Annotated in this window: 15 protein-coding genes; all 15 read left to right on the top strand. The window is 31.0% G+C overall.

Going from position 1 to position 24,217, the window contains the following annotated elements:
- Positions 1–405: 405 nt before the first annotated feature.
- The 15 genes from H0I27_RS13070 (at position 406) to H0I27_RS13005 (ending at position 23,993) form a co-directional block, all read left to right on the top strand.
- Entirely contained in the window at positions 406–3,042 is a 2,637-nt protein-coding gene (locus H0I27_RS13070; RefSeq protein WP_218731101.1) for a glycoside hydrolase family 3 protein, read from the top strand.
- A gap of 25 nt (positions 3,043–3,067) precedes the next feature.
- A complete protein-coding gene (locus H0I27_RS13065; RefSeq protein ID WP_254713094.1) occupies positions 3,068–6,034 on the top strand; it encodes a TonB-dependent receptor in 2,967 nt (988 codons plus the stop codon).
- A gap of 12 nt (positions 6,035–6,046) precedes the next feature.
- The gene (locus tag H0I27_RS13060) at positions 6,047–7,540 is read left to right on the top strand and encodes a RagB/SusD family nutrient uptake outer membrane protein (RefSeq protein WP_218731099.1); all 1,494 of its coding nucleotides are present in this window, start codon (positions 6,047–6,049) and stop codon (positions 7,538–7,540) included.
- 425 nt (positions 7,541–7,965) lie between these two features.
- Positions 7,966–11,136, top strand: coding sequence for a VCBS repeat-containing protein (locus H0I27_RS13055; protein ID WP_254713093.1), 3,171 nt, complete (start codon positions 7,966–7,968; stop codon positions 11,134–11,136).
- Positions 11,120–11,275: a hypothetical protein gene (locus H0I27_RS17650; RefSeq protein ID WP_254713092.1), complete on the top strand. Its 156-nt coding sequence runs from the start codon at positions 11,120–11,122 to the stop codon at positions 11,273–11,275. Before H0I27_RS13055 ends, H0I27_RS17650 begins: the two co-directional genes overlap by 17 nt.
- Before the next feature lie 327 nt (positions 11,276–11,602).
- Positions 11,603–12,970 (top strand): endo-1,4-beta-xylanase, encoded by a 1,368-nt coding sequence (locus H0I27_RS13050; RefSeq protein WP_218731098.1) that lies wholly within the window; start codon positions 11,603–11,605, stop codon positions 12,968–12,970.
- Between the two features lie 111 nt (positions 12,971–13,081).
- Positions 13,082–14,176, top strand: coding sequence for an endo-1,4-beta-xylanase (locus H0I27_RS13045; protein ID WP_218731097.1), 1,095 nt, complete (start codon positions 13,082–13,084; stop codon positions 14,174–14,176).
- Positions 14,176–15,846 (top strand): glycoside hydrolase family 43 protein, encoded by a 1,671-nt coding sequence (locus H0I27_RS13040; protein WP_218731096.1) that lies wholly within the window; start codon positions 14,176–14,178, stop codon positions 15,844–15,846. Before H0I27_RS13045 ends, H0I27_RS13040 begins: the two co-directional genes overlap by 1 nt.
- Before the next feature lie 41 nt (positions 15,847–15,887).
- Positions 15,888–17,168: a sugar phosphate isomerase/epimerase gene (locus H0I27_RS13035; RefSeq protein ID WP_218731095.1), complete on the top strand. Its 1,281-nt coding sequence runs from the start codon at positions 15,888–15,890 to the stop codon at positions 17,166–17,168.
- 10 nt (positions 17,169–17,178) lie between these two features.
- Positions 17,179–17,931, top strand: coding sequence for a ThuA domain-containing protein (locus tag H0I27_RS13030; RefSeq protein ID WP_218731094.1), 753 nt, complete (start codon positions 17,179–17,181; stop codon positions 17,929–17,931).
- A 78-nt stretch (positions 17,932–18,009) separates the two neighbouring features.
- On the top strand, positions 18,010–19,419 hold the full coding sequence (locus tag H0I27_RS13025; RefSeq protein ID WP_218731093.1) for an alkaline phosphatase: 1,410 nt from the start codon (positions 18,010–18,012) through the stop codon (positions 19,417–19,419).
- Positions 19,420–19,552: 133 nt separating this feature from the next.
- Positions 19,553–20,722 (top strand): hypothetical protein, encoded by a 1,170-nt coding sequence (locus tag H0I27_RS13020; protein WP_218731092.1) that lies wholly within the window; start codon positions 19,553–19,555, stop codon positions 20,720–20,722.
- Between the two features lie 10 nt (positions 20,723–20,732).
- On the top strand, positions 20,733–21,677 hold the full coding sequence (locus H0I27_RS13015) for an SMP-30/gluconolactonase/LRE family protein (protein ID WP_218731091.1): 945 nt from the start codon (positions 20,733–20,735) through the stop codon (positions 21,675–21,677).
- Between the two features lie 24 nt (positions 21,678–21,701).
- Complete coding sequence (locus H0I27_RS13010; protein WP_218731090.1) at positions 21,702–22,886, top strand: endo-1,4-beta-xylanase; 1,185 nt, start codon at positions 21,702–21,704, stop codon at positions 22,884–22,886.
- Positions 22,887–22,943: 57 nt separating this feature from the next.
- Positions 22,944–23,993, top strand: a complete 1,050-nt coding sequence (locus H0I27_RS13005) for an aldose epimerase family protein (RefSeq protein ID WP_218731089.1) — start codon at positions 22,944–22,946, stop codon at positions 23,991–23,993.
- Positions 23,994–24,217 lie beyond the last annotated feature (224 nt).

Raw genomic sequence — 24,217 nt, 5'->3', positions numbered from 1 at the left:
AATTATAGACAGGTTCTACATTTATAAGCAAAGTTGGTTTTTCTTCTGCATTTTATTTTCCAAAAATGTTTAAAAGCACATTTTAGAAAATTTCCAACTGAAGTTATTATCAAAGAAAAAGAACAACTTTTTTCCTTTATATTTCTTGAATGTGAAATTAGCTACAAAAAGCTAATAGAAGTACTGTTTTATGGTATTTTACCTTAAAAAGATCCAAAATTAACAGCGTATGCATTCTTTCTTTTACTTAAAAGTACATCAACTTTCTATATTTGGATGGTAGTATGAGTTAATTATGCAGAAAAAATATCCCATAAGAAATATCATTTTAGAAATAGTAATTGTGGGTGTTTTAATATTGTTACTAGTTTTAATATTTAATTAATGATCTTGAATAAAAGTAAAATGAATATCAACAAACTAAAACCTAGAAGCGCTTTTAATATCTGCTTCCTTTCATTATTTCTTGTTTTTTCATGTAGTAAAGAAAATACTGAATTTAAATTTCAAAATGAATCTTTATCAACAGAAGAAAGAGCGACAGATTTAATTAGTTTAATGACCTTGAAAGAAAAAATATCTCAAATGAGATATGATGCACCTGCAATAGAAAGGTTAGGTGTGCCAGAATATAATTGGTGGAACGAATGTTTGCATGGAGTTGGAAGAGCTGGTGAAGCAACTGTTTTTCCGCAAGCAATAGGTATGGGAGCAACCTGGAACCCAGACTTAATTTTTAACATGGGAACTGTTGTTTCTGATGAGGCAAGAGCAAAATATCATAAGTTTATTAGTGAGGGAAAAAGAAGAATGGGGCAAGGTCTTACTTTCTGGACTCCGAACATTAATATTTTTAGAGACCCACGTTGGGGAAGAGGACAAGAAACTTATGGAGAAGATCCTTATTTAACAAGTAGAATAGGGGTAAACTATATAAAAGGTTTACAAGGTGATGATGAAAAGCATTTAAAAGTTGTAGCAACCGCAAAACATTTTGCAGTTCATAGTGGGCCAGAAAAATCGAGACATCAAGACAATTATGTAACTAATAAAAAAGATTTATACGAAACTTATTTGCCCGCTTTTGAAGCTGCTATAAAAGAAGCAAAAGTACACTCTGTAATGTGTGCTTATAATAGATATAATGATAAGCCTTGTTGTGGTAGCGATTTATTACTTCAAAAAATATTAAGAGAAGATTGGGGGTTTAGTGGATATGTAGTTTCAGACTGTTGGGCAATAAATGATTTTTGGGAAGAAGACAAACATGCTGTTGTAAAAACACCAGAAGAAGCAGCTGCAATGGCAGTAACAAGTGGTACAGATTTAAATTGTGGTAGTGTTTACGATCCTAATTTAAATGAAGCAGTTTTAAAACAGTTAATAAATGAAGAAGAATTAGATGTTGCTTTGGTAAGATTGTTTTCTGCTCGTTTTAAATTAGGGATGTTTGATGATCAGAACAATGTTAAATGGTCTAAAATACCTTACGATGTTGTAGCTAGTGAAAAGCATTACAAATTGTCAGAACAAATAGCCAAAGAATCTATGGTGTTGTTAAAAAATGATAATAATATTTTACCTTTAAGTAAGGATATAAAATCGATAGCAGTCATTGGTCCAAATGCAGATTCTAAACAAGCATTGTTAGGTAATTATCACGGAACACCAAAAAACTTTATTACACCGTTAAAAGGATTGCAAGAGAAATTGCCAAACACAACTATTAATTATGCATTAGGTTCTTACATTGCAAAAGAATGGCCAACCTTAAAAGCAATACCTAGTGAGGTTTTAAAAAATGAAAATGGTACAGGTCTTAAAGCTGAATATTACAACAATAGTAATTTAGAAGGAGAACCGGTATTGGTAAGAAACGATGCAACTGTAAATTTTATTTGGACACCTATTAGACCTATCGAAGATTTAAAATCGGATGATTTTTCAGTAAGATGGTCTGGAGAAATAGTACCAAAAGAAACTGGAGATTATAGAATTGGTTTAAAAGCAAGTAGCTATGCAAAGCTTTATGTTAACGATTCTTTAAAGTTTGAGTATAGTGCAGATTATGAGCCGAAATTAGAATATTTTAATGCAAAATTAAAAGCAAAAGAAGCTTATAAAATAAGAATAGAATATAGCAATACACTTTCAGACCCTCAAGCTCATTTAGTTTGGGCAAAATTAAATGAAGACTTATTATCACCAGCAATAAAAGCTGCAAAAAAATCTGAAGTTGTAATTCTTTGTTTAGGATTAACACCAGAAATAGAGGGCGAAGAAATGTCTGTTGTTATAGAAGGTTTTGATAAAGGTGATAGGTCTAAAATTACACTACCAAAAACACAGGTAGAATTAGTTAAAAAAATTCAGAAATTAGGCAAGCCAACAGTGGTTGTTTTAATGAACGGAAGTGCTTTGGCTATTAATTGGACGGCAGAAAATATTCCTGCCATTTTAGAAGCTTGGTATCCTGGTGAATTTGGTGGTAATGCAATTGCAGATATTCTTTTTGGAGATTATAATCCGTCAGGAAAACTACCACTAACTTTTTATAAATCTGTAAAAGATTTACCAGATTTTAAAAATTACAACATGGAAAATAGAACTTATAGATACTTTAAAGGAGAGCCTTTATTCTCTTTTGGTCATGGTTTAAGTTATGCTAAATTTGAGTATTCTAATTTAAAAATATCAGATAAAATTGCAAAGAATGATGATGTCGTTATTTCTGTTGATGTAAAAAATAACAGTAAATATTCCGGAGAAGAAGTTGTACAATGTTATGTTACGCATAAAAATGATACAATTAAAAACAACCCAATAAGAAGTTTGGTAGATTTTAAGAAAGTACTTATAAAATCGAACGAAACTAAAACAATAACATTTAAAATTCCATCTACAAAATATGCAAGAATATCTGAAGAAGGAAAAAAAGTAATAGAATCTGGAACGATGAATATTAGTATTGGTGGCAAACAACCAGATGTAAAATTGTCATCAGAAAACAATGTGTTAGTAACTAAAGTTCAAATTCAATAAATTTAAATTACTCAAAATGATAAAAATGAAAATCGCTATCATAGCATTAGTTATGATATGTTCTCAGAGTCTGTTTTCACAATCCAAGACTGTTAGCGGGACAGTAAAAGACGCTATGGGAGAATTATTACCTGGTGTTAGTGTAGTAGTAAACGGAACACAAAAAGGAGTACAGACAGACTTTGATGGTCTATTTAAGATTGAGAATATTTCGCCTACAGATGAGTTAGTTTTTGCCTATATTGGTATGACTGGTCAAACCATTTTAGTTGGAGATAGAACAAATATAGATGTTGTTTTAACAGCGTCTTTAGAAAGTCTTGATGAAATAGTTGTAGTAGCTTATGGTAAACAAAGTAGAAAAACAGTTACAGGTGCCATTGCAACAGTAGATGCAGCAGAAATGGCAGCATTACCAGTAACAAATGCAGAACAAGCTTTACAAGGTAGAGCTGCTGGTGTAACTATCGTTAATTCAGGAGCTCCAGGGTCTAGTCCTCAAGTTTTAATTAGAGGTTTAGGTACCTTTGGTAACAGTAGTCCTTTATATGTTATTGATGGTGTAATTGTAGGTAATCTTTCTGGAATTAGCCCTTCTGATATTGAAAATGTTTCGATATTAAAAGATGCTTCTACAACAGCATTGTATGGAGCAAGAGGTTCTAATGGTGTAGTTTTAGTAACTACTAAAACAGGTAAAACAGGTAGAGGAAAGTTAAATTTTTCTGCATATACTGGTGCTCAGGTGGTTACTAAAAGGTATAATCTTATGAACACTACTCAGTATTTAGAATTTGCAGCTAATAACGATGTCTTTCCAGACAGACCTGCAGCAATATTTGAAAACAATACAGATTGGCAAGATGAAATATTTCAAGTAGGTTTAATACAAGATTATAAATTAGATTATTCTAAAGGAACAGAAAATAGCACACAATTTTTTTCAGCAGAATATTTAAAGCAAGAAGGAACAATTATTAATACAGGTTTCGATCGTTATTCTTTTAGAGCAAACAGTTCTTATACTACAGGAAAGTTTAAGTTTGGACAAACGGTGTCTATATCACTAAGTAAGTCTAAAGGAGAACAAATGGGTGGTGGTAGAACACTAATAACACATGCTATTAAATCTGTTCCATTTTTACCTGTATATAATCCTAACAATCCAGGTGGATTTCAGGGGCCTTCTAATGCTGGTGATGAGCAAGATGCAGAAAATCCTGTTCGAATTCAAACACTTCCAACATTTAGTACCAATAATTTAGGTATTATTGGTAGTTTGTATGGTGAATATAACATTTTAGAAGGTCTTAAATTTAGAACCCAAATAGGTTTAGATTATTTTAATAGCAGAAATAGCACTTTTGTGCCTAGTTTTTCTGATGATCCTAGCAATACACATTCACAAGACTTTGCTTCTTATAGTGCAGGTGCAAGTTGGGGGCAAGCCTTGGTATTTACAAACAGTTTAAACTATGTTAAAACATTTGCAGAAAAGCATAATGTAGAGTTTTTAGCTTTAGCCGAAAAAACAGAAAATACTAGTTTAGGTTTTGGTGGTAGTGCAAGAAACCTTGTTACTGATGAATTACAGCAATTTGGATCAGATAGCCAAACTATTGGAAGTAATAATAGTAAAACAACTAGATTAGGTTATTTAGCACGATTAAACTATAATTATGATAGTAAATATATTTTCTCTGCTTCTGTAAGAAGAGATGCTTCATCTAGATTTGGAGCAAACTATCGTTGGGGTACATTCCCATCAGCATCTTTAGGTTGGGTTCTTTCTGAAGAAGATTTTATTGGAGATGATAGCAGTATTAATAATTTAAAACTAAGAGGTAGTTATGGTATTACTGGTAACGATGCTATTGGAGATTACAGATATGCTGCTACACTTGTTGGAGATTTTCAATATCCTTTAGGAGATACAAACGGAGCTGGTTTTACCGAAAATGGTGGTTCAAATCCAGATTTAAAATGGGAAGAAATTTCTATGTTTAATATAGGTCTTGATGTAGGTTTATTTAATAATAAATTTACGGCTAGTTTAGAGTATTTTAAAAACACAAGTGATGATTTATTAGTTCAATTACCAACGGCATTATCTTCTGGTTCTCATGCTGGTAACATTACAGCAAATGTTGGTTCTGTAGAAACAAAAGGTTTTGAAGCTATTTTTGGGTATAATGATTCTGAAGGAGATTTTATGTGGTCTGCTAATTTTAATATTGGTTCTAGTTCTAATAAAGTTTTATTTTTAGGAGTAGATGAAATTCCTGGATTTGCACTTCAAGATGCTGGGGTTAACGTTACAAATATTCAAGAAGGAGAATCTATAAACCATTTTTATGGTTATATTAGTGATGGTATTTATCAAAACCAAGCAGAAGTTGATGCTGTTTTTTCTGGAGATCCTACACAAACAGCTATTCAACCTGGAGATATAAGATATAAAGATATAAGTGGCGATGGAAAGATTGATGCTGATGATAGAACTGTGTTAGGAGATGGACTTCCAGATTTTACCTACGGATTAAATTTAAGTGCTAATTATAAAAACTTTGATGCTAGTTTGTTTATTACTGGTGTACAGGGAGTTGATGTATATAATACCGTTAGATTTGATTTAGAAGGAGGTTCTCGTAGAGTGTTTAATGGAACTACTGCTTTATTAGATAGTTGGACCCCTGGTAATTTAACTACTTCGATGCCAAGGTTTGGTGGGGCTACAGAAAACTTTGCGGTATCAGATAGATTTATTGAGAATGGTTCTTATACTAGATTAAAAAATATTAGTTTAGGATTTACAGTTCCAAACGATGTGTTTAACGGATACTTTACCAAATTTAGAGTGTATGCAAGTGCACAAAACTTATTAACTATAACAGGTTATAATGGATTAGATCCAGAATTAACATCTGGTGTAGATTTGGGAAGATACCCACAACCAAAATCATTCTTATTCGGAGTTCAAGTTTCATTTTAAAAAATAATAATCATGAAAAAATATAAAATTTTATTTCTGTTTCTTACAGGAGTTTTTGCCATAAATTCTTGCAGTACAAATGATCTCGAGTTATCAGATCCAACTCAAATAACCCCTGAAACTTATTTTGCGAATGAGGCACAAGTTCAGGCAGCTGTAAATGCAGCGTATGCTAACTTACAAACTATTGCTTTATACGGTAGAATGATGTGGTTTATGAATGACAATATGTCTCAAGAAGCCATGGAAGCCGGTGGTATGGAGCCAAATAAAGCAGTTTTTTTATACTTTACTTTTAACTCAACAACTAACTGGATTAGCGATTATTGGGATTCTTGTTATAGAGGTATCAATAAAGCAAATTTTGTAATTGGTAATGCGTCAATTATTGATGCAATTCCAGAATCTAAATTAAGTAATGCAACTAAGCTAAAATTTTATGCAGAAGCTAGATTTTTACGAGCACAATACTATTGGTTGTTAGTTAATAAATTTGGAGACATTCCATTAAGAAACGGAGACTTTACACAGCCAGAAGGAAAACCGATTAGTCCAAAAGCAGATGTAATTAAATTAATAATTGAAGAATTAGAATATGCTTCTACGAACCTTTTAGAAAAAGGAAATGAAGATGCAGGGAGAGCAAACAAAGGTGCTGCACAAGCATTTTTGGGAAAAGTTTTCTTGTATGAAAAAAGATATGAAGAAGCATTAGTATCATTCGAAAAAATGAAAGGGTATGATTTAGAACCTAATTATTTAGATAACTTTTTAGAAGAAACAGAGCATGGAATTGAATCTGTATGGGAAGTTCAGTACGATTTAACTTTAGGAACATCTGCTAAATGGAATTCAAATGTTCAAGGTCAAGGTCAAAACCACGCTACTTTTAGATCACAAGATTATGGGTGCATAGATTGGTCTGGGTCTGCCCCTTCAGATGATTTAGTTAATTCTTTTGAAGCTGGTGATAACAGATTAAATTACACATGCTATTTTGCTGGTGATACTTATAATAATGGAAATAGCACCTTTGAAGCAAGTAACTTTTTTGTAGGGAGAGGTTGGAGAAAATACCAAAACTATTATAAGCAACCAAATGAAGTACAAGAATCTGGAATTAATGCTAAAGTAATTCGTTATGCAGATGTGTTGTTAATGATGGCAGAGTGTGAAAATGAAAGACCAGGTGGTTCTCAAGCAGCTGCAGTTGGCTTAATTAATAGAGTAAGAGCTAGAGCAGGAGCAACAGCAGGAGGGGTGTTTCCATTGTTATCAACTACACTTTCAAAAGAACAAGTTTTTGAAGCTATTGTACATGAAAGAAAAGTAGAATTAGCAGGAGAGCAAGTTCGTTTTGATGATCTTATTCGTTGGGATAGAGCTGCAACTTTTTTAGCAGGTACTGGTTTTCAGGTAGGTAAAAACGAATTGTGGCCAATACCTACTGCCGAAATTTCATCAAATCCAAATGTTACAAGTGCTGACCAAAACCCTGGGTGGTAATAAAAATTAATAATTTGAGTTGATTGATTAAAACGGCGTATTCTAACGAAACGCCGTTTTTTTTATTTTTAAAAATACATAACATCTAACTATTTTTTTTGCAATAAAGAAAATGAATTCTAAGACATACTAAAAAAGAAATTTACACTTGTCTCTGGAACAAAATTGAATATAGAATTTTAAAATATTGATGAGCAAACCAATGCGTATCAATTATAGATACTCATTAGTTGGTAGTGGAGTTGTAACTATCAATATTAACAACGCTGTTGGTGAGGTGTTTATGTGTGTAAATCTGTTTTATTAAATAATAAAGAGTTAAGAAAAAATAAACTTTTTATCAACCAAAAAATAGCCAATACAACATATTTTATAATCGTAAATAATAACAATGAATTATCCATATTGAAAAAAATAATATAAAAATGAAAGCTTATTTTAAACACATTTTATTATTGCTCACAATAATTACTCTTTGGAATTGTACATCAGCTGAAAAAGAAATTAATATAGAATCTACAAAAATTTTTAGTCAACTAAAAAATACGAATACAAATATCGATTTTCAAAATATTCTTACAGAAAACGATTCTATTAATTATTTCACGTATTCATATATTTATATGGGGGGAGGAGTTTCTGTAGGAGATATCAATAATGATGGTTTACCAGATTTGTACTTTACAGGTAACCAAGTTTCAAATAAATTATATCTAAATAAAGGGAATTTACAATTCGAGGATATTACAGATAAGGCTGGTGTTTCTGGAAGTAAGGAATGGCATACAGGAGTTACCATGGCGGATGTAAATAATGATGGTTTTTTAGATATTTATTGTTCCGTTTCTGGGAAATTTGGATCTAAAAAAAATCAATTATTCATCAATAATAAAGACAATACTTTTACAGAACAAGCACAAAAATATGGTTTGGCTGATGAAGGAAATAGCATAAATGCCACCTTTTTTGATTATGATAACGATGGAGATTTAGATGTTTATGTGGCAAATTATCCTCCTTTAAAATTTAGTTCTCCAGCATTTGTATATCAAATGAAAATGAAAAACGTAAAAGAAAATGAGTCTGATCATTTGTATAGAAATGATGGAAATACTTTTACAAATGTTACTGACGCAGCTGGTTTAAAAAGCTTTGGTTTGTCTTTAAGTGCAACAGTTGGAGATTTAAATAATGATGGATGGCAAGATTTGTATGTTTCAAACGATTTTAGCTCACCAGATTATATGTATATCAATCAAAAAGACGGTACGTTTAAAGAAGTTGTGAAAAAAGCAACTGCACACACTGCTTTCTATGGAATGGGAGTTGATATAGCTGATTTTAATAATGATGGAAATTTAGATATTTTTCAAGTTGATATGGATGCAAAAAGCAACCGTAGACAAAAAGCAAATATGGCAAGTATGAATCCAGATTTATTTTGGAATGTTGTAGATGCGGGCTTTCATTATCAATATATGCAAAACTGCTTTCAAGTAAATTCGGGAGTTTTTACTGATGGAAATCCATATTTTTCAAATGTTTCACGAATTACAGGTACTTCTTCTACAGATTGGAGTTGGGGTCCATTAATGGCAGATTTTGATAATGATGGCCTTAAAGATGTTTTTATTACAAATGGTACAAGAAGAGAAGTAAATAATAGAGATTTTTTTAATAAACTAGAAGATGCGAATCTTGGTAAAGAAAAATCTTTAGAGATGAGTTTGCAAATTCCATCAGAAAAAATAGATAATTTTATTTTTAAAAATAATGGAAATCTAAATTTCGAAAAAGCCAATAAAAAATGGGGAATAGAATACAAAGGGTTTTCTAATGGAGCAGTTTATGCAGATTTAGATAATGATGGAGATTTAGAAATTATAACCAACAATATAGACGATTATGCAGCTGTTTTTGAGAATACAAGTGCTGAAAAAAGCAATTTCTTAAAGGTGAATTTCAAAGGAGGTATAAATAATAAATTTGGATTAGGAAATCGTGTTTATGTAAAAACTGCTGATAAAACTCAAATGCAAGAGTTAACGTTAACAAGAGGTTTTCAGTCTTCTGTAGCGCCAGAATTACATTTTGGTTTAGGTGCTACTTCTAAAATAGAAGAAGTAAAAGTTGTTTGGCTAAACGGAAATACACAAACTCTAAATAATGTTGAAGCTAATAAGAATCTTTTTTTTAATTATGACGATGCAACAAAACCCATCATTAAAGAAGAAAAAGAACAAGAAAAATTATTTGTAACAGAGAATTCTGTGTTTCCAAAATACAAACATGAAGAAAATAAACACAACGATTTTGATACTCAGGTTTTATTGCCTCATAAAATGTCTTCATTAGGACCAGCTTTAGCAATTGGAGATTTAAATAATGATGGCTTAGAAGATTATTTTATAGGAGGATCAAAAGGTAAAACAGGCAGTTTATTTTATCAAACTAAAACAGGTTTTACAGAAGCAAGTACTAGCTTTTTAGAAGAAGATATTTTAAGTGAAGATTTAGGCGCTCTAATTTTTGATGCAGATGCAGATGGAGATAATGATTTGTATGTTGTTAGTGGAGGTTATGAGTTTGATACAAAGTCAGAATTATTACAAGACAGATTATACCTAAATGATGGAAAAGGAAATTTTGTAAAAGCAAAAAAAGGAACTTTACCTGAGTTTATTTCTAGCGGCTCAAAAGTTTATAGTGCAGATTTTGATAAAGATGGTAAAGAAGATTTGTTGGTTTTAGGTCGTCAAACACCTGGACAATATCCATTACCTACAACAACCTATTTATTAAAAAATGTTGGTTCAAAAGGAAATGCAAAATTTGAGTTTTTTTCTGATGATTTTTCAAAACCTTTTAAAGATTTAGGAATGGCAACTTCAGCTGTTATTACAGATTATAATAATGATAATTGGTTAGATATTATTGTTGTTGGAGAGTGGATGCCAATTAAAGTATTTAAAAATAACAAAAATAGTTTTGTTGATGTTTCTAAAAAATTAGGATTGGATAAAAACACTACTGGTTGGTGGTGGAGCATAAATGAAGGAGATTTTGATAATGATGGTGATACAGATTATATTTTAGGGAATAATGGACTTAATTACAAGTATCAGGCAAATGAAAATGAATCTTTTGACATTTTTGTAAATGATTTTGATAAAAACAAAAAACAAGATATTGTATTAAGTTATTATAATGAAGGTAAACAATACCCTGTAAGAGGTAGATCATGTTCATCCCAACAAATACCTGGAATTAAAAAGAAATTTAAAAATTATGAAAGTTTTTCTGAAGCTACTTTAATTGATGTTTATTCTGATAAAGCATTAGAATCTGCTTTACATTATAAAGTTAAATCGTTTGCAAGTATTTATTTAGAAAATAAAAACGGAAAGCTAATTGTACATAAACTTCCTCAAGAAGTACAAATTTCAAGTATTAATGAAATTATTGTTAAAGATTTTAATGACGATGATAATTTTGATGCTTTAATAGCGGGTAATTTACAGATGTCTGAAGTAGAAACGCCAAGAAACGATGCTAGCTATGGTGTTTTCTTGCAAGGAGATGGTACTTGCTTTTAAAGCAATTTCAGGAAAGGAGTCAGGGTTTTTTGCTTCAGGAGATGTAAAAGGAATGGGGGCAATTAGTAAAGATGAAAACAAGTATATAATAGTAGTGAGAAATAATGAAGAGGTAAGTTATTTGAAAATCAATAAATAATTTCAATTTTATCTTTTCAGTAATTAAATGGAATAGAAGACAGTAAAAAACTATAAATGATGTATTTTTTTTACAAAATGCATTATTTATTATGTTTTAAGCAAGGAACAATCAATAATTTTAAGGTTCTAGATAAAAATATTTAAATTAATTATGAAAAGTGCTAATTTTTTAAGCCTACTTTTCTTTACAATAGTTTTTTTGAGTTTGATATTACTAGTTATAAAGCTGCGTCAGATAGCTTGAGAACAGTTACCCATTTATGAGAAAAAGGGTAATAAAATTAACCACCAATTTAAAAAAATAATAAATTTTAAAAAAGCATAAATGAAGTTAAAAAACCTATTTAATCTATTAAAGGTATTACCGTTATTTCTATTAATCATTTCTTGTGGAGGACCAAATGAAAGTGATGACCCAATAATAATACCAGTAGCAAAAGTTCAGGCAACTTTTAATATGTCAATTTCTCCATCAGATCCAAATGTAATGTTGTTTGATAACAAAACGGTTGGAAAGGGAGAGTTTATGAGTGAATGGGATTTTGGACAAGGAAATGGTTTCGTAGAAGATTTACCAGGAATAGAAGAAATAAGGTTTGATACTGATGGCACCTTTACCGTAACATTAAAGGTTACAAATGAGGCAGGTTTTACAGAAGATAGTAAAACGGTAGTTGTAAACAATGGAACTGGTGGAATATGCCCTAATGGAAATTGTACGTCAAATAGTTCTTCTGCTTTAAAAGATGCTACAACAACATTTTTTGTGGGTAATATTACAAGAGCCTCTAGAATAAACGCCGGCGGTAAACATACAGAGGTTTTAAAAAGTGATTTTTCTAGTATTACATCAGAATACGAAATGAAAATGAATGTAATGTATCCTTCTCAAGGTAATTATGATTTTAGTGCTGCCGATGTTATTGTAAATTTTGGATTTGATAATGCAATTAATGTGCATGGTCATGCACTAATTTGGCACAATGCAACTCCAGATTGGGTAAAAGATTTTGCTGGTTCAGATTCTGAGTTTGAAGCCATGGTAAAAGATTATATAACAACTACTGTTACTAGATATAAAGGTAAAATAGGCTCTTGGGACGTTGTAAATGAAGCAATCGAAGATGGAAGTGGAAACCCTTTAAGAAATTCTATTTTTAAACAAAAAATGGGAGATGATTATATTAAAAAATGTTTTCAATGGGCAAGAGATGCAGACCCAGATGTATTGCTTTTTTATAATGATTATAACATGGCGTCTAGTCCTGGAAAAAGAGCTGCAATGTTTAAAATAGTAGATAGTCTAGGCGATTTAATTGATGGTGTTGGAGCTCAAATGCATATAAATTATAATTTTCCATCAAAGTCAAATATTCAGGCAGTTGCAGATGGTACCGTTTCTAGAGGATTAAAACTACATTTTGCAGAATTAGATATTAGAGCAAATCCAGATAATGATCAAACTAGTTTAACGGATGAAAGAGCCGATGAGCAAAAAGCAAAATTTAAAGAAGTTGTTCAAATTTATAATTCAATTCCATTAGATAATAAATACGCATTAACAGTATGGGGTTTAAGAGATAATGAAACTTGGTTAATAGATTTTTGGGGTCATGTAGACTGGCCACTAATGTATGATGATAATTTCAATAAAAAGAAAGCCTATAATGGTTTCTTAGAAGGATTACAATAAGTAAATAATAATTATTAAGTGAAGTTTTGAATTGAAAAACAGTTAAATATCTACATACGTTTAACTGTTTTTTTATCAAAAAAAACTAGTTAATTTTAAAAATACCATACTATGAACTACAGTAAACATTTCAATTCAGTATTTATAATTACAACAGTTTCTTTATTGCTTTCTTGTAACAGTGGTATAAAAAAAGAAGAGGTAAAAGGGCTAAAAGAGTACGCCAGTTTTCCTATAGGAACTGCGATTAAAATAAATACATTATTAAAAGATACACAACTACAAAAATTACAGAAAAGTAATTTTAACAGCATTACTTCTGCAAGTGATATGAAAATGAATAGTATTATGCCTAAAGAAGGTGTTTATTCATGGAAAATAGTAGATAGCATTGTTAATTACGCACAGAAAAACAAGCAAAGATTATTTGGGCATAATTTAATTTGGCACAGTTCTACACCAAATTGGGTTCAAGAAAAAGCATCCAAAGATAGTTTGTGGTTGGGTACTTTTATGAAAGAATACATTACAAAGTATGTAACAAGATATAAAGGAAAAGTTGCTGCTTGGGATGTAGTTAATGAAGGATTAGAATCTCATGGAGGTGAAGTTAGAAAAACAATTTGGTACAACGCAATTGGTAAAGATTATATAGCAAAAGCATTTCAATATGCGCATGAAGCAGACCCAGAAGCTATTTTGTTTTATAATGATTTTAATATTGAAAGAGATACGTTAAAACTAAACAGTATGCTTACTATGATTAAAGAATTACAAACAAAAGGAGTGCCTATATCTGGTTTAGGTTTTCAAATGCATATTCGTATGGATACTCCTGATGAGGTAATTGCAAATTCATTAAAAAAAGCTGTAGAAACAGGGTTACAAATTCACATATCTGAGTTAGATATTATTTTTAATAAACACGATGATACTAGAGGTGGCGGTATACAAGTCTATGAAAAACTTACAGAAGAAATGAAACAAGCACAAGCCAAAAAATATAAGAATTTGGTTAAAATGTACAAATCTATTGTACCAAAAGAACAACAATACGGAATTACTTTTTGGGATTTTACAGATAGAGATTCATGGATTAATGGTTTTTTTAATTTAAATGATTGGCCAACTATTTTTGACGAAAAATTAGCACCAAAACCTGCCTATTTTGGTTTTTTAGAAAGATTAAAAGAAAAAAGTAAGTAATGAAGAATTTTTTTATAATAGTAATTGTTTCTGTTTTTTGCTTCAATTGTTCAGGTAAAAAAGAAAATAAAATGACTAGTGAATTCGAAGAAACTTCATTTACAAATCCTGTTTTAAAAGGGTTTTATCCAGACCCAAGTATTTGTAAAGTAGATAGTAGTTATTATCTAATAAACTCAACTTTTGCCTATTTTCCTGGTATTCCTGTTTTTAAAAGTGATGATTTAGTAAACTGGAAACAAATAGGAAATGCTTTAGACAGACCAGAACAATTAGATTTAGAAGGTTTAGAGGTTTCTCAAGGCGTTTTTGCACCTGCAATTTCTTATCATAATGGAGTGTTTTATATTATTAACACAATTGTTGGTGGTAAAAATAATTTTATTATTTCTGCTTCTAATCCGGCAGGACCTTGGTCTAACCCAACTTGGTTGCCAGAAGTAGAAGGCATAGATCCTTCTATGTTTTTTGATGAAAACGGAAAAACATATGTGGTTTTTAATAGCAATCCTCCTAATAATTCACCAGAATATGATGGACATAGAACTATTAAAATTATAGAGTTAGATGTTAAGAATCTAAAAACTGTTGGTGAAGCTAAAATAATTATAGATAAAGGGGCAAAACCAGAAGACAAACCCATTTGGATTGAAGGTCCGCATATTTATAACAGAAACGGATTTTACTATGTAATGGCTGCAGAAGGAGGCACCGCAGAAGATCATTCTGAAGTTGTTTTTAGAAGTAAAAGTGTTTTAGGTCCTTATAAAAGCTATGAAAATAACCCAATTTTAACACAAAGAAATTTAAAGAATACTAGAAAAAATCCAATTACATCTACAGGGCATGCAGATCTTATAGAAGACAATTTAGGAAATTGGTGGGGCGTTTTTTTAGGATGTAGACCTTATGATGGTGATAACCATTTTAACATAGGTAGAGAAACTTTTATGGCACCTGTAAAATGGGAAAATGATTGGCCTATTTTTGATTTAGAAGGAGATGTTGTAAAAGACCATTATCAAATAACATTAGAAAAACCACTTGCAAATATACCGTCTGTTAATGCAGACTTTATAGATGAATTTAATACAGATACTTTATCTTTCGATTGGCTTTTTTTAAGAACACCAAAAGAAAAATGGTATTCACTTTTAAACGGAGAATTAACTATAAAAACACGTTCAGAAACTACCTCAGGTACATCAAACCCAAGTTTTATAGGGTATAGACAAAAGCATTTATTTGGTGAGGTAACCACAAACTTATCTTTTAAAGCAGTTGCAGAAAATGAAAAAGCAGGCTTAATTGCTTTTCAAAATGAAACGCATTATTACTACTTGTGTAAAACGGTAAAAGATAACAAACCTGTAGTTCAGTTATTAAAATCATCAGAAAAAGGAATAGAAGAAATTGCCTTTAAATCAATAAAAGAGAACGATAAAATATCTTTTAAAATAGAAGCAAAAGGAACATTTTATAATTTTTACTATTCAATAAACAATACAGATTGGCTAGTTCTAAATAAAAATGTTGATGCTACTTTTTTAAGTACAAAAATTGCTGGAGGTTTTGTCGGTACAATTTACGGAATGTACACAACTTCATTGGGAGAAAAAAGTACAAACAAAGCCATTTATCATTGGTTTAAAAATAAGAATTTAAATTAATAGTAGTCTGTAAACTAGTGTTTTAAAATAAATTTAAAAAAATGAAAAGCGTTCTATATTTAATAATAGTTTTAAATTCATTTGTCAGTTTTGCTCAAGAAAAGGATAGTCTATTCTCTCAAAAAGAGAGACTTAGACAATATGCTGGTCAATGGGTAAGTGCTATTAATCCCAGTACAGATAGTGTAGCAAAATTTCCTCAAATAAAAATGAGTAGCATAAATAATTTTAATAATCATTCGCTCACGGTTGATGTTTTACAAAAAGATAGTACCAATCAATACGATCAAATACTGCATGAAATTATTGGTTATGATAGGGTTACCGATACTATTTTTGCTGCCGGTCATAATGCACAAGGCGCATTTTTTACAGGAAAAGGTGCCTTTTCTTCAGAAAATCATTGGACCATGCAAGACAAAGATCTCAATGGTAATAAAACAATGAAGGTTGATTTTAACTTTCAAAATTATACGGATGTTATATTGGAAGGATTTGACACTAATGAAAAGCGTTTATGGAAAACGAGATACATTAAAAATAATCCTAAAGACAAAAATATTGGTATTCAATTGGTTTCTGTTCACAAAGAGATGCTAAAAAAACCAGAACAAACCTTAATTCAGTTAGGTAGAATGGGGTATAGCTATGTTGAGACTTTTGTTTATAAAGAAGGTGGCTTTTATGGTCAAAGTCCAGAGCAGTTTAAGGTTATGGTTGAAAAATCTGGCATGAAATTTTTGGGCTCAATGACTTTTTTCGATCCTGAAGATAAAAATGATGATGCTGCAATAAATACGTGGTGGAATAAAACGATACAAGACCATAAAAAAGCAGGTGTTGAATATCTATCGACCTCAAATAGTAAATTAAAAGGTATTAAGACGATTAAAGAACTTAAAGAGTATTCTAATTATTATAATAAAGTTGGAAAACTTTGTAAAGAGAACGGATTGAAGTTTGTGTATCATAATCATGCTGATGAATTTTTAAAGGTAGAAGGCGTAACTATTTATGATTATTTTCTTCAAAACACCAATCCTGAGTATGTCTATTTTCAATCTGATGTATATTGGATGCAGGTGGGCGGTGTAAATCCTGTCCATTATTTTAAAACCTATCCTAACCGATTTATTAGTTGGCATGTAAAAGACTATAAAGAATTAGGTGCAAGTGGTAAAATAGATTTCAAAGATATTTTTAACTATCAAGAAATAGCTGGAGTTCAATATATCTTGTCCGAAGTTGAAGAGTATAGCTTTCCTCCTTTGTTTAGTGTCGGTTTAGCTTGGGAATATATTTATTATGAATTATTAAAATAACAGTTTGCTTATGAAAGCTTTTACAATGAAGTATCTTTTATTAACTATATTTTTCTTTACAATGATTAAAACCAATGCGCAAGACCAGTTTCGTGTTTTATTGTTTACCCAACATGATACTTGGCACTACAATACCATTCCTGTTGCTGTTGAGGCTTTTCAAGAAATGGCAGCAGAAAATCAGTTTCAATTTGATTGGACACAAAGACCAGATGATCTTATAGAAAAATTACCAAAATATGATGTAGTCATATTTATGAACGCCAATGCCAATTTTTTAACACCAAAACATATGGATGCTTTAAAAGCATTTATGAAACGAGGTGGAGGCTTTGTTGGTATACACGGAACAGCAGATGGTGAAAATGATAATGCTTGGTTTGATGGTCTTGTTGGAGCAAAATTTGTAGATCATCCAAAATTACAAGCCGCAATTGTAAACGTCAAGAATAATGATTTTCCAGCAACTTGGCATCTACCAAATAAATGGCTTCGTAGTGATGAATGGTATAACTTTAAAAACATGAATTTAGATAAACTGAATATTCTATTAACTGTTGATGAGGCTTCTTATGATTTTACTGCGGGTTATGATGATATTCCGTTAAAAGGCATGGGAGCAGAACATCCTATTTCTTGGTACCAAGAATATGAAGGAGGAAGATCGTTTTACACAGCTTTAGGTCACAAACCAGAATCGTTTAAAGACAAAAACTTTTTGAATCACATTTTGGGTGCAATATATTGGGTGCAACATAAATAAACTATTTACAGAATTTTAGAGCCTATTTGGTTTTATCAAAAAAATAGAACTCACTTTACATTTACTAAAATAAATATTATGATAAAGAATCTAATGATAATTTCAATAGCCTTTTTTTGTGCTATTGGATATAGCCAAACAAAACAAAATGCAAAATATGTATTTCTGTTCATTGGTGATGGTATGGGAGCAAATCAAGTTTATGCTACCGAAATGTTTTTAAATGCAAAATCTAATGAGATTAAAGCAGACAAACTATTAATGAATAGTTTTCCGGTGAACTCGAATATGACTAACTATTCAGCTAGTTCTTATGTTACCACATCTTGTGCAGCAGCAACAGCAATGTCAACTGGGTTTAAAACGAATAATGGTATTATAGGAAAATCACCCGATAAAAAAATAGCTTATGAAAACATATCTCAAAAAGCAAAAAAAGCAGGTTTTAAAGTCGGAATCTTGTCAAGTGTAATGATAGATCACGCTACTCCAGCTTCCTTTTATGCACATCAAGATTCTCGTAATATGTATTACGAAATTAGTATGGAGTTACCCAATTATAATATCGATTATTTTGGAGGCGGAGGTTTTCATCATCCTAAAGGAAAAAAAGGAGATCAACCAGATTCATTTGAAAATGCTATTAAAAAGGGCTATACCATTGCAGATTCTCATAAGGAATTTAATAAACTAAAAAATGGTGATGAAAAAATAATTGCCATAAATCCTGAAATGTATCCTTCAGGAGAATTTTACTGGGCTATTGATAAAAAAGAAGGCGCGCTTTCTCTTGCCGATTTCACAAAAAAAGGAATTGAAGTAATTGACAATGATAAAGGTTTTTTTATGATGGTAGAAGGAGGTAAAATTGATTGGGCTTGTCATGGAAACGATGGTGTATCCATGGTTCATGAAGTAATCGCTTTTAATGATGCAATTAAAGAAGCCTATGAGTTTTATAAAGAACGACCAGATGAAACATTAATAATAGTTACTGCAGACCATGAAACAGGCGCTCTAACTACAGGGATAAATTATGCCACACATCCTGAATTGTTGAAATACCAAATAATTTCAGTTCAAGAGTTTAAAAGAAAAATGACTGAACTTAAAAATACGGATCCAGAAGTTTCTTTCAATACTATTTTAGATTTAGTACAGGCAGATTTTGGTTTAGGAAACAATGATATCGGTTTGTTTTTAGATGATAAAGAATTAGCCTTATTAAAATCAGCCTACAACAAACAGTTTAAAGGAAATAAGAACGTAAATGCGGATGCCGATTATTTAAGTAAAACCGAGGTAAAATCCATTGGAGAAACAGCAGCCTATATTTTAAATAAAAAGGCAGGAATAAGTTGGGGTTCTGGCGATCATTCTGGCACACCGATTCCTGTTAAAGTTATAGGTAAAGGTCAAGAAGAGTTCTCTGAGTATTTCGATAATACCGATTTACCAAAAAAAATAGAGAAACTTATGGGGATATAGTTGAATCATTTTAGATGAAATTCTATTAAAAATATCCTCAATTTATATAATAAAAAAAGGAATAATATTCCATTATCGAAAAATCAATACGCATTTTATATACTATTAATAATGTATCACTAAAAATAAAAATATGAAACATAAAATAATATTATTAGCTATAAGTTTAATTTGTTTTCTAGCTGTAGATGCGCAAAACATTGTTTATGTATATGGAGATGTTGCTGCTGATGGTGCGATACCATCTGGAAGTAAAGAACCATTTCACCAAATGCGTTTGAATGATGAAGGTGATTTAGGGATGAGTGGTTTTAAAAAAGCATTGGAAGCTGTTGGGTGCACAATAAGCGAAGTTTACGATCAAGAAATTGTAATTAATGCCAAATTTCTAAAGGAGATTGATGTTTTAATTTTAGGCTCAAATCAGCGAGTTTTTATAGAAGCAGAAGCTAAAGCTTTAAAACGTTGGGTAAAAAAAGGCGGCGGAGTAATTGCTTGGTCGGATAGCGGATTTGGTGGAGAATATAGCATTGTAGGTGTTGATAATGAAGTGGGGCGAATTTCTGACAATGTTTTAATGGAGCAATTTGGTATGCGTTTTTTGACCGACAATGGTGCTGGAAACTACCTAGTGAACGAGTATGTACAAAATCATTTTATTAATAAAAACAATAAACATAAAGGCGTTGCTTTTAGAGGAGAAGGAGTAAGTTTTGTTCGTGTTTCTAAACCAGCAGTAATTTTAGCGAAAGCGCAAGAAGGCGGATTAGGCGGTAGGTTAGTTGTAAATTCAAATGATGGTGAATTTAATGAAAATACCGATGTAGCTTTAGCAATAGCTGAAATAGGTAAAGGTAGAGTAATAGGTGTTTTTGATCGTAATTTGTTTTGGAATGCCGGTGCTGGTACCCGTTTAAGTCATTCCGATAATAGGGTGTTTGCACAACGTATTGCACTTTGGGCAGCAGGTATAGAGGATGAGCAACGCTTTGCAAATGATACCAATGCTTTAGTTTCTGCAATAAATACACCCCCAACTATTTCTATTGATTATACGTATTCAAAAACAGATAACAGTCTTGCAATTACGGCTGTGATTACTGACGACGATAAAGATGCCATTAGCCCGGAAATAGTATGGGAGCAAGTAGAGGGGCCTGCCGATTGTGAGTTCGAAAATAATAATCCAAATACTACAACACCACGTATTTTTATTCCCAAAGCAGGTAAATATGTTTTTAAAGCAAGTGTTTTAGATGGTGAGTTTGAAATTAATAAATTTTTAAACTATGTAAGAGAGTAAATTTATTAAAATGAAAGTAAAAGAAAAATTATTAAAAACCTTTTTAGGTTTTAAAAGCATCATTTTGGTTTTTGTATTATGTACTTCATGTAATGCTCAAAATAAACAGAGTAATCAAATTATAGTCAATGGAGCAGAATTGGTCTTAATTTCAGATGATTACGAATTTACAGAAGGACCGGCAGCCGATAAAGAAGGTAATGTTTATTTTACCGATCAGCCAAATGATAGGATTTTAGAATGGAATGCAAAAACCAATTTAGTATCTGAATACATGAAACCTTCTGGTCGTTCAAACGGACTTTATTTTGATAATGAAGGAAATTTACTATCTGCAGCTGATGAAAAAAACGAATTGTGGCGTATCAATTCAGATAAAAAAGAAACGGTTCTAGTACGCAATTTTGAAGGCAAAAAATTAAATGGGCCAAACGATCTTTGGGTTGATGCTAAAGGAGGTATTTATTTTACAGATCCTTATTATCAACGTGATTGGTGGTCTCACAAAAAGCCACAGCAAAAAGAAAATAGAGTCTATTATTTAGCTCCCAATGCAGATAAACCAATTATTGTATCTAATGATAATTATGTGCAACCTAATGGTATTATTGGTTCTAAAGATGGTAGAAAATTGTATGTAGCAGACCAAGCAGACAATAAAACTTTTGTTTTTGATGTTCAAGAAAACGGAAATTTAGCTAATAAAAAACTATTCACAGCTAAGGGTTCTGATGGAATGACTATAGATAATAAGGGAAATATTTATTTAACAGGAGCTGATGGTGTTACCGTTTTTAATGCTGATGGTGAAAAAATCGAACAAATTGCAGTTCCAAAAGGATGGACTGGCAATGTTACATTTGGGGGTAAAGACTTTAAAACACTTTTTATAACTGCTTTAAATTCTGTTTATACTTTACAAATGAATGTTAAAGGCGTTCGGTATACTAATTAATATAATTAAAAAAAAACAAATTTCATGAAAAAATCAAAATTCACATGTACGCTAATTTGTGTTTTAATGCTTGTAATTACAAGTTGTAATAATGATAAAACACCAAAAGAAACTAGTAATAATTTACCTGTGTCTAATAAGGATATTGCACTAAAACGCGCTTTTGAAAAACAGTTTTTATTAGGTAGTGCAATAAACGATGATATTGTTTCTGGAAAAGAGAATATTTTAAACCAAATTGTAAAAAAGGAGTTCAATACAATTACACCAGAAAACTGTATGAAAGCAGAGGTGGTAAATCCGAAGCCTGGAGTTTATGATTTTAAAGCTGCAGATGAATTTGTTGCTTTTGGGAAAGAAAATAACATGTTTATTGTTGGACATACTTTGATATGGCACAACCAAACACCAGCTTGGTTTTTTACCAATGAAAAAGGAGGAGCTAATACTCCAGAAGAACAAAAAGAACGATTGCGTACCCACATTAAAGCTGTTGCAGGTAGATATGCAGGTAAAGTACATGCTTGGGACGTGGTTAATGAGGTTATTGACAATGATGGTTCTTATAGATCTACAACATGGGTAAATAGCATTGGAGATGGAGATGAAATGGTTAAGTTGGCATTTAAATATGCTAGTGAATATGCTCCTGATACAGAATTGTATTATAATGATTTTAATGCTTGGCGACCAGAAAAAAGAGATGGTATAGTACGCATGGTAAAAATGCTTAAAGAAGCAGGTATTCGTATTGACGGTGTTGGTATTCAGGCACATTGGGGCCTTAATTTCCCTAAGAAAAAGTACATTCAAGAAGCTATTGATGCCTATGCTGCATTAGGAATAAAAGTGATGATTACGGAATTAGATGTTGATGTATTACCAGTTACTAAAGAAGGTCAAATAATAGGGCGTAGTATGATGGAACCACAATTTCAATTAGAAGAGTTTGAAATATTTTTAGATCCCTATAAAGATGGTTTGCCTAAAGCAGTAGAACAGGATTTAGCGAATCGTTATAAAGAATTATTTGAAATTTTTGTAAAGAACAAAGATAAAATTGATAGAGTAACTTTATGGGGTGTTCATGATGGTATGTCTTGGAAAAATGATTATCCAATACCAAATAGAACGAATTACCCTCTTTTGTATAATAGAGATATGCAACCAAAATTGGCTAGAAAAGCTATTTTAGAAACGATACAATAAACAGATTGCTTTTGATAATTTAGAATCAATAAAATTGAATAGTCTTAAAATAGATTTATGAATTTAATCACTCCTGAAAATTTTAGATATACTTTAAATAACAAATCAATTAAATTATTTACTCTAAAAAATAAGAACGGAATTGTTAGTCAGATTACCAATTATGGAGGTAGGGTTGTAAACCTTTTTGTTCCTGATAAAAATGGTGTTTTTAAAGATGTTGTTTTAGGCTACGATTCTGCAAAAGATTATTTAGAAAAGCCAGATCATTTTTTTGGAGCTATTATTGGTCGTTATGGAAATAGAATTGCAAATGGTAAATTTAGCATAGATAATAATGAGTTTTTATTGGCTAAAAACGAATCAGAAAACCAATTACATGGAGGTGAAAAAGGTTTTCATGTTGTTGTTTGGCAAGCAAAACAACTATCAGATTCTACTTTAGAATTAACTTATTTTTCAAAACATTTAGATCAGGGTTTTCCGGGTAATTTAGAAGTGAAAGTAGTGTATACGTTAACAGATAAAAATGAATTACAAATAGAATATTCTGCAATTTCAGATGCAAAAACGGTAGTAAACTTAACAAATCATTCTTACTTTAATTTATCGGGCGATTTTAATAAATCCATAGAGAATCATTTATTTCAAATAAAGGCAAGTCATTATTTACCTGTAAATGATAAAATGGTTCCTTTGGGTAGTTTAGAAAATGTTATGAATTCTCCTTTCGATTTTAGAAAACTAAAAACCTTAAAGAAAGTTATTAATAAAGAACATCAACAAATAGTATTAGGTAGTGGTTTTGATCATAATTTTGTTTTGGACGATGTGAATGCTGGTTTTGTTGCAAAAGTAGTTGATGAAAAATCTGGCAGAAGTTTAGAGGTTTATACTACCGAACCCGGAGTACAATTTTATTCAGGCAATCATTTAAATAACTTAGAAGGCAAAAACGATATTTTATATCAAAAAAGAGCAGCGTTTTGTTTAGAGACGCAACATTTTCCAAATAGTCCTAATCAAACCAGCTTTCCATCAACCTTATTACTACCAAGAGAAAAGTATTTTTCAAGAACTATTTATAAGTTTAGTGTTTATAAGTGATTGCTAGAATTAAGTAACACTTTTAAAACATAAAATATTTCTTGTAATGCAAGAATTGTTCTACTAAAAGCAGTATTTGTTTTACAGTAATCTATAGATTACTGTTAATTTTAATCCAATAACAAGGCGTTTTTTTTACAAGACTATTTGTTAGTTAGTTTAGCTTAAAAAGATTACTGAATAACAGTAATTGACATCCGTAGAAATTCACAAATAAATACAAT

It is taken from the genome of Polaribacter sp. HaHaR_3_91 (genome assembly GCF_019278525.1).
Classification (GTDB): domain Bacteria; phylum Bacteroidota; class Bacteroidia; order Flavobacteriales; family Flavobacteriaceae; genus Polaribacter.
Note: the sequence above shows the minus strand (reverse complement) of the source record. Positions and strands in the feature narration are given on the sequence as shown.

What these genes read in the sequence shown, in the direction of transcription:
- H0I27_RS17650 (WP_254713092.1), top strand. Translation starts at nt 11,120, where the DNA reads ATGGTACTTGCTTTTAAAGCAATTTCAGGAAAGGAGTCAGGGTTTTTT.
- H0I27_RS13050 (WP_218731098.1), top strand. Translation starts at nt 11,603, where the DNA reads ATGAAGTTAAAAAACCTATTTAATCTATTAAAGGTATTACCGTTATTT.
- H0I27_RS13030 (WP_218731094.1), top strand. Translation starts at nt 17,179, where the DNA reads ATGAAAGCTTTTACAATGAAGTATCTTTTATTAACTATATTTTTCTTT.
- H0I27_RS13025 (WP_218731093.1), top strand. Translation starts at nt 18,010, where the DNA reads ATGATAAAGAATCTAATGATAATTTCAATAGCCTTTTTTTGTGCTATT.
- H0I27_RS13035 (WP_218731095.1), top strand. Translation starts at nt 15,888, where the DNA reads ATGAAAAGCGTTCTATATTTAATAATAGTTTTAAATTCATTTGTCAGT.
- H0I27_RS13020 (WP_218731092.1), top strand. Translation starts at nt 19,553, where the DNA reads ATGAAACATAAAATAATATTATTAGCTATAAGTTTAATTTGTTTTCTA.
- H0I27_RS13065 (WP_254713094.1), top strand. Translation starts at nt 3,068, where the DNA reads ATGAAAATCGCTATCATAGCATTAGTTATGATATGTTCTCAGAGTCTG.
- H0I27_RS13070 (WP_218731101.1), top strand. Translation starts at nt 406, where the DNA reads ATGAATATCAACAAACTAAAACCTAGAAGCGCTTTTAATATCTGCTTC.
- H0I27_RS13055 (WP_254713093.1), top strand. Translation starts at nt 7,966, where the DNA reads ATGAAAGCTTATTTTAAACACATTTTATTATTGCTCACAATAATTACT.
- H0I27_RS13045 (WP_218731097.1), top strand. Translation starts at nt 13,082, where the DNA reads ATGAACTACAGTAAACATTTCAATTCAGTATTTATAATTACAACAGTT.
- H0I27_RS13060 (WP_218731099.1), top strand. Translation starts at nt 6,047, where the DNA reads ATGAAAAAATATAAAATTTTATTTCTGTTTCTTACAGGAGTTTTTGCC.
- H0I27_RS13015 (WP_218731091.1), top strand. Translation starts at nt 20,733, where the DNA reads ATGAAAGTAAAAGAAAAATTATTAAAAACCTTTTTAGGTTTTAAAAGC.
- H0I27_RS13010 (WP_218731090.1), top strand. Translation starts at nt 21,702, where the DNA reads ATGAAAAAATCAAAATTCACATGTACGCTAATTTGTGTTTTAATGCTT.
- H0I27_RS13040 (WP_218731096.1), top strand. Translation starts at nt 14,176, where the DNA reads ATGAAGAATTTTTTTATAATAGTAATTGTTTCTGTTTTTTGCTTCAAT.
- H0I27_RS13005 (WP_218731089.1), top strand. Translation starts at nt 22,944, where the DNA reads ATGAATTTAATCACTCCTGAAAATTTTAGATATACTTTAAATAACAAA.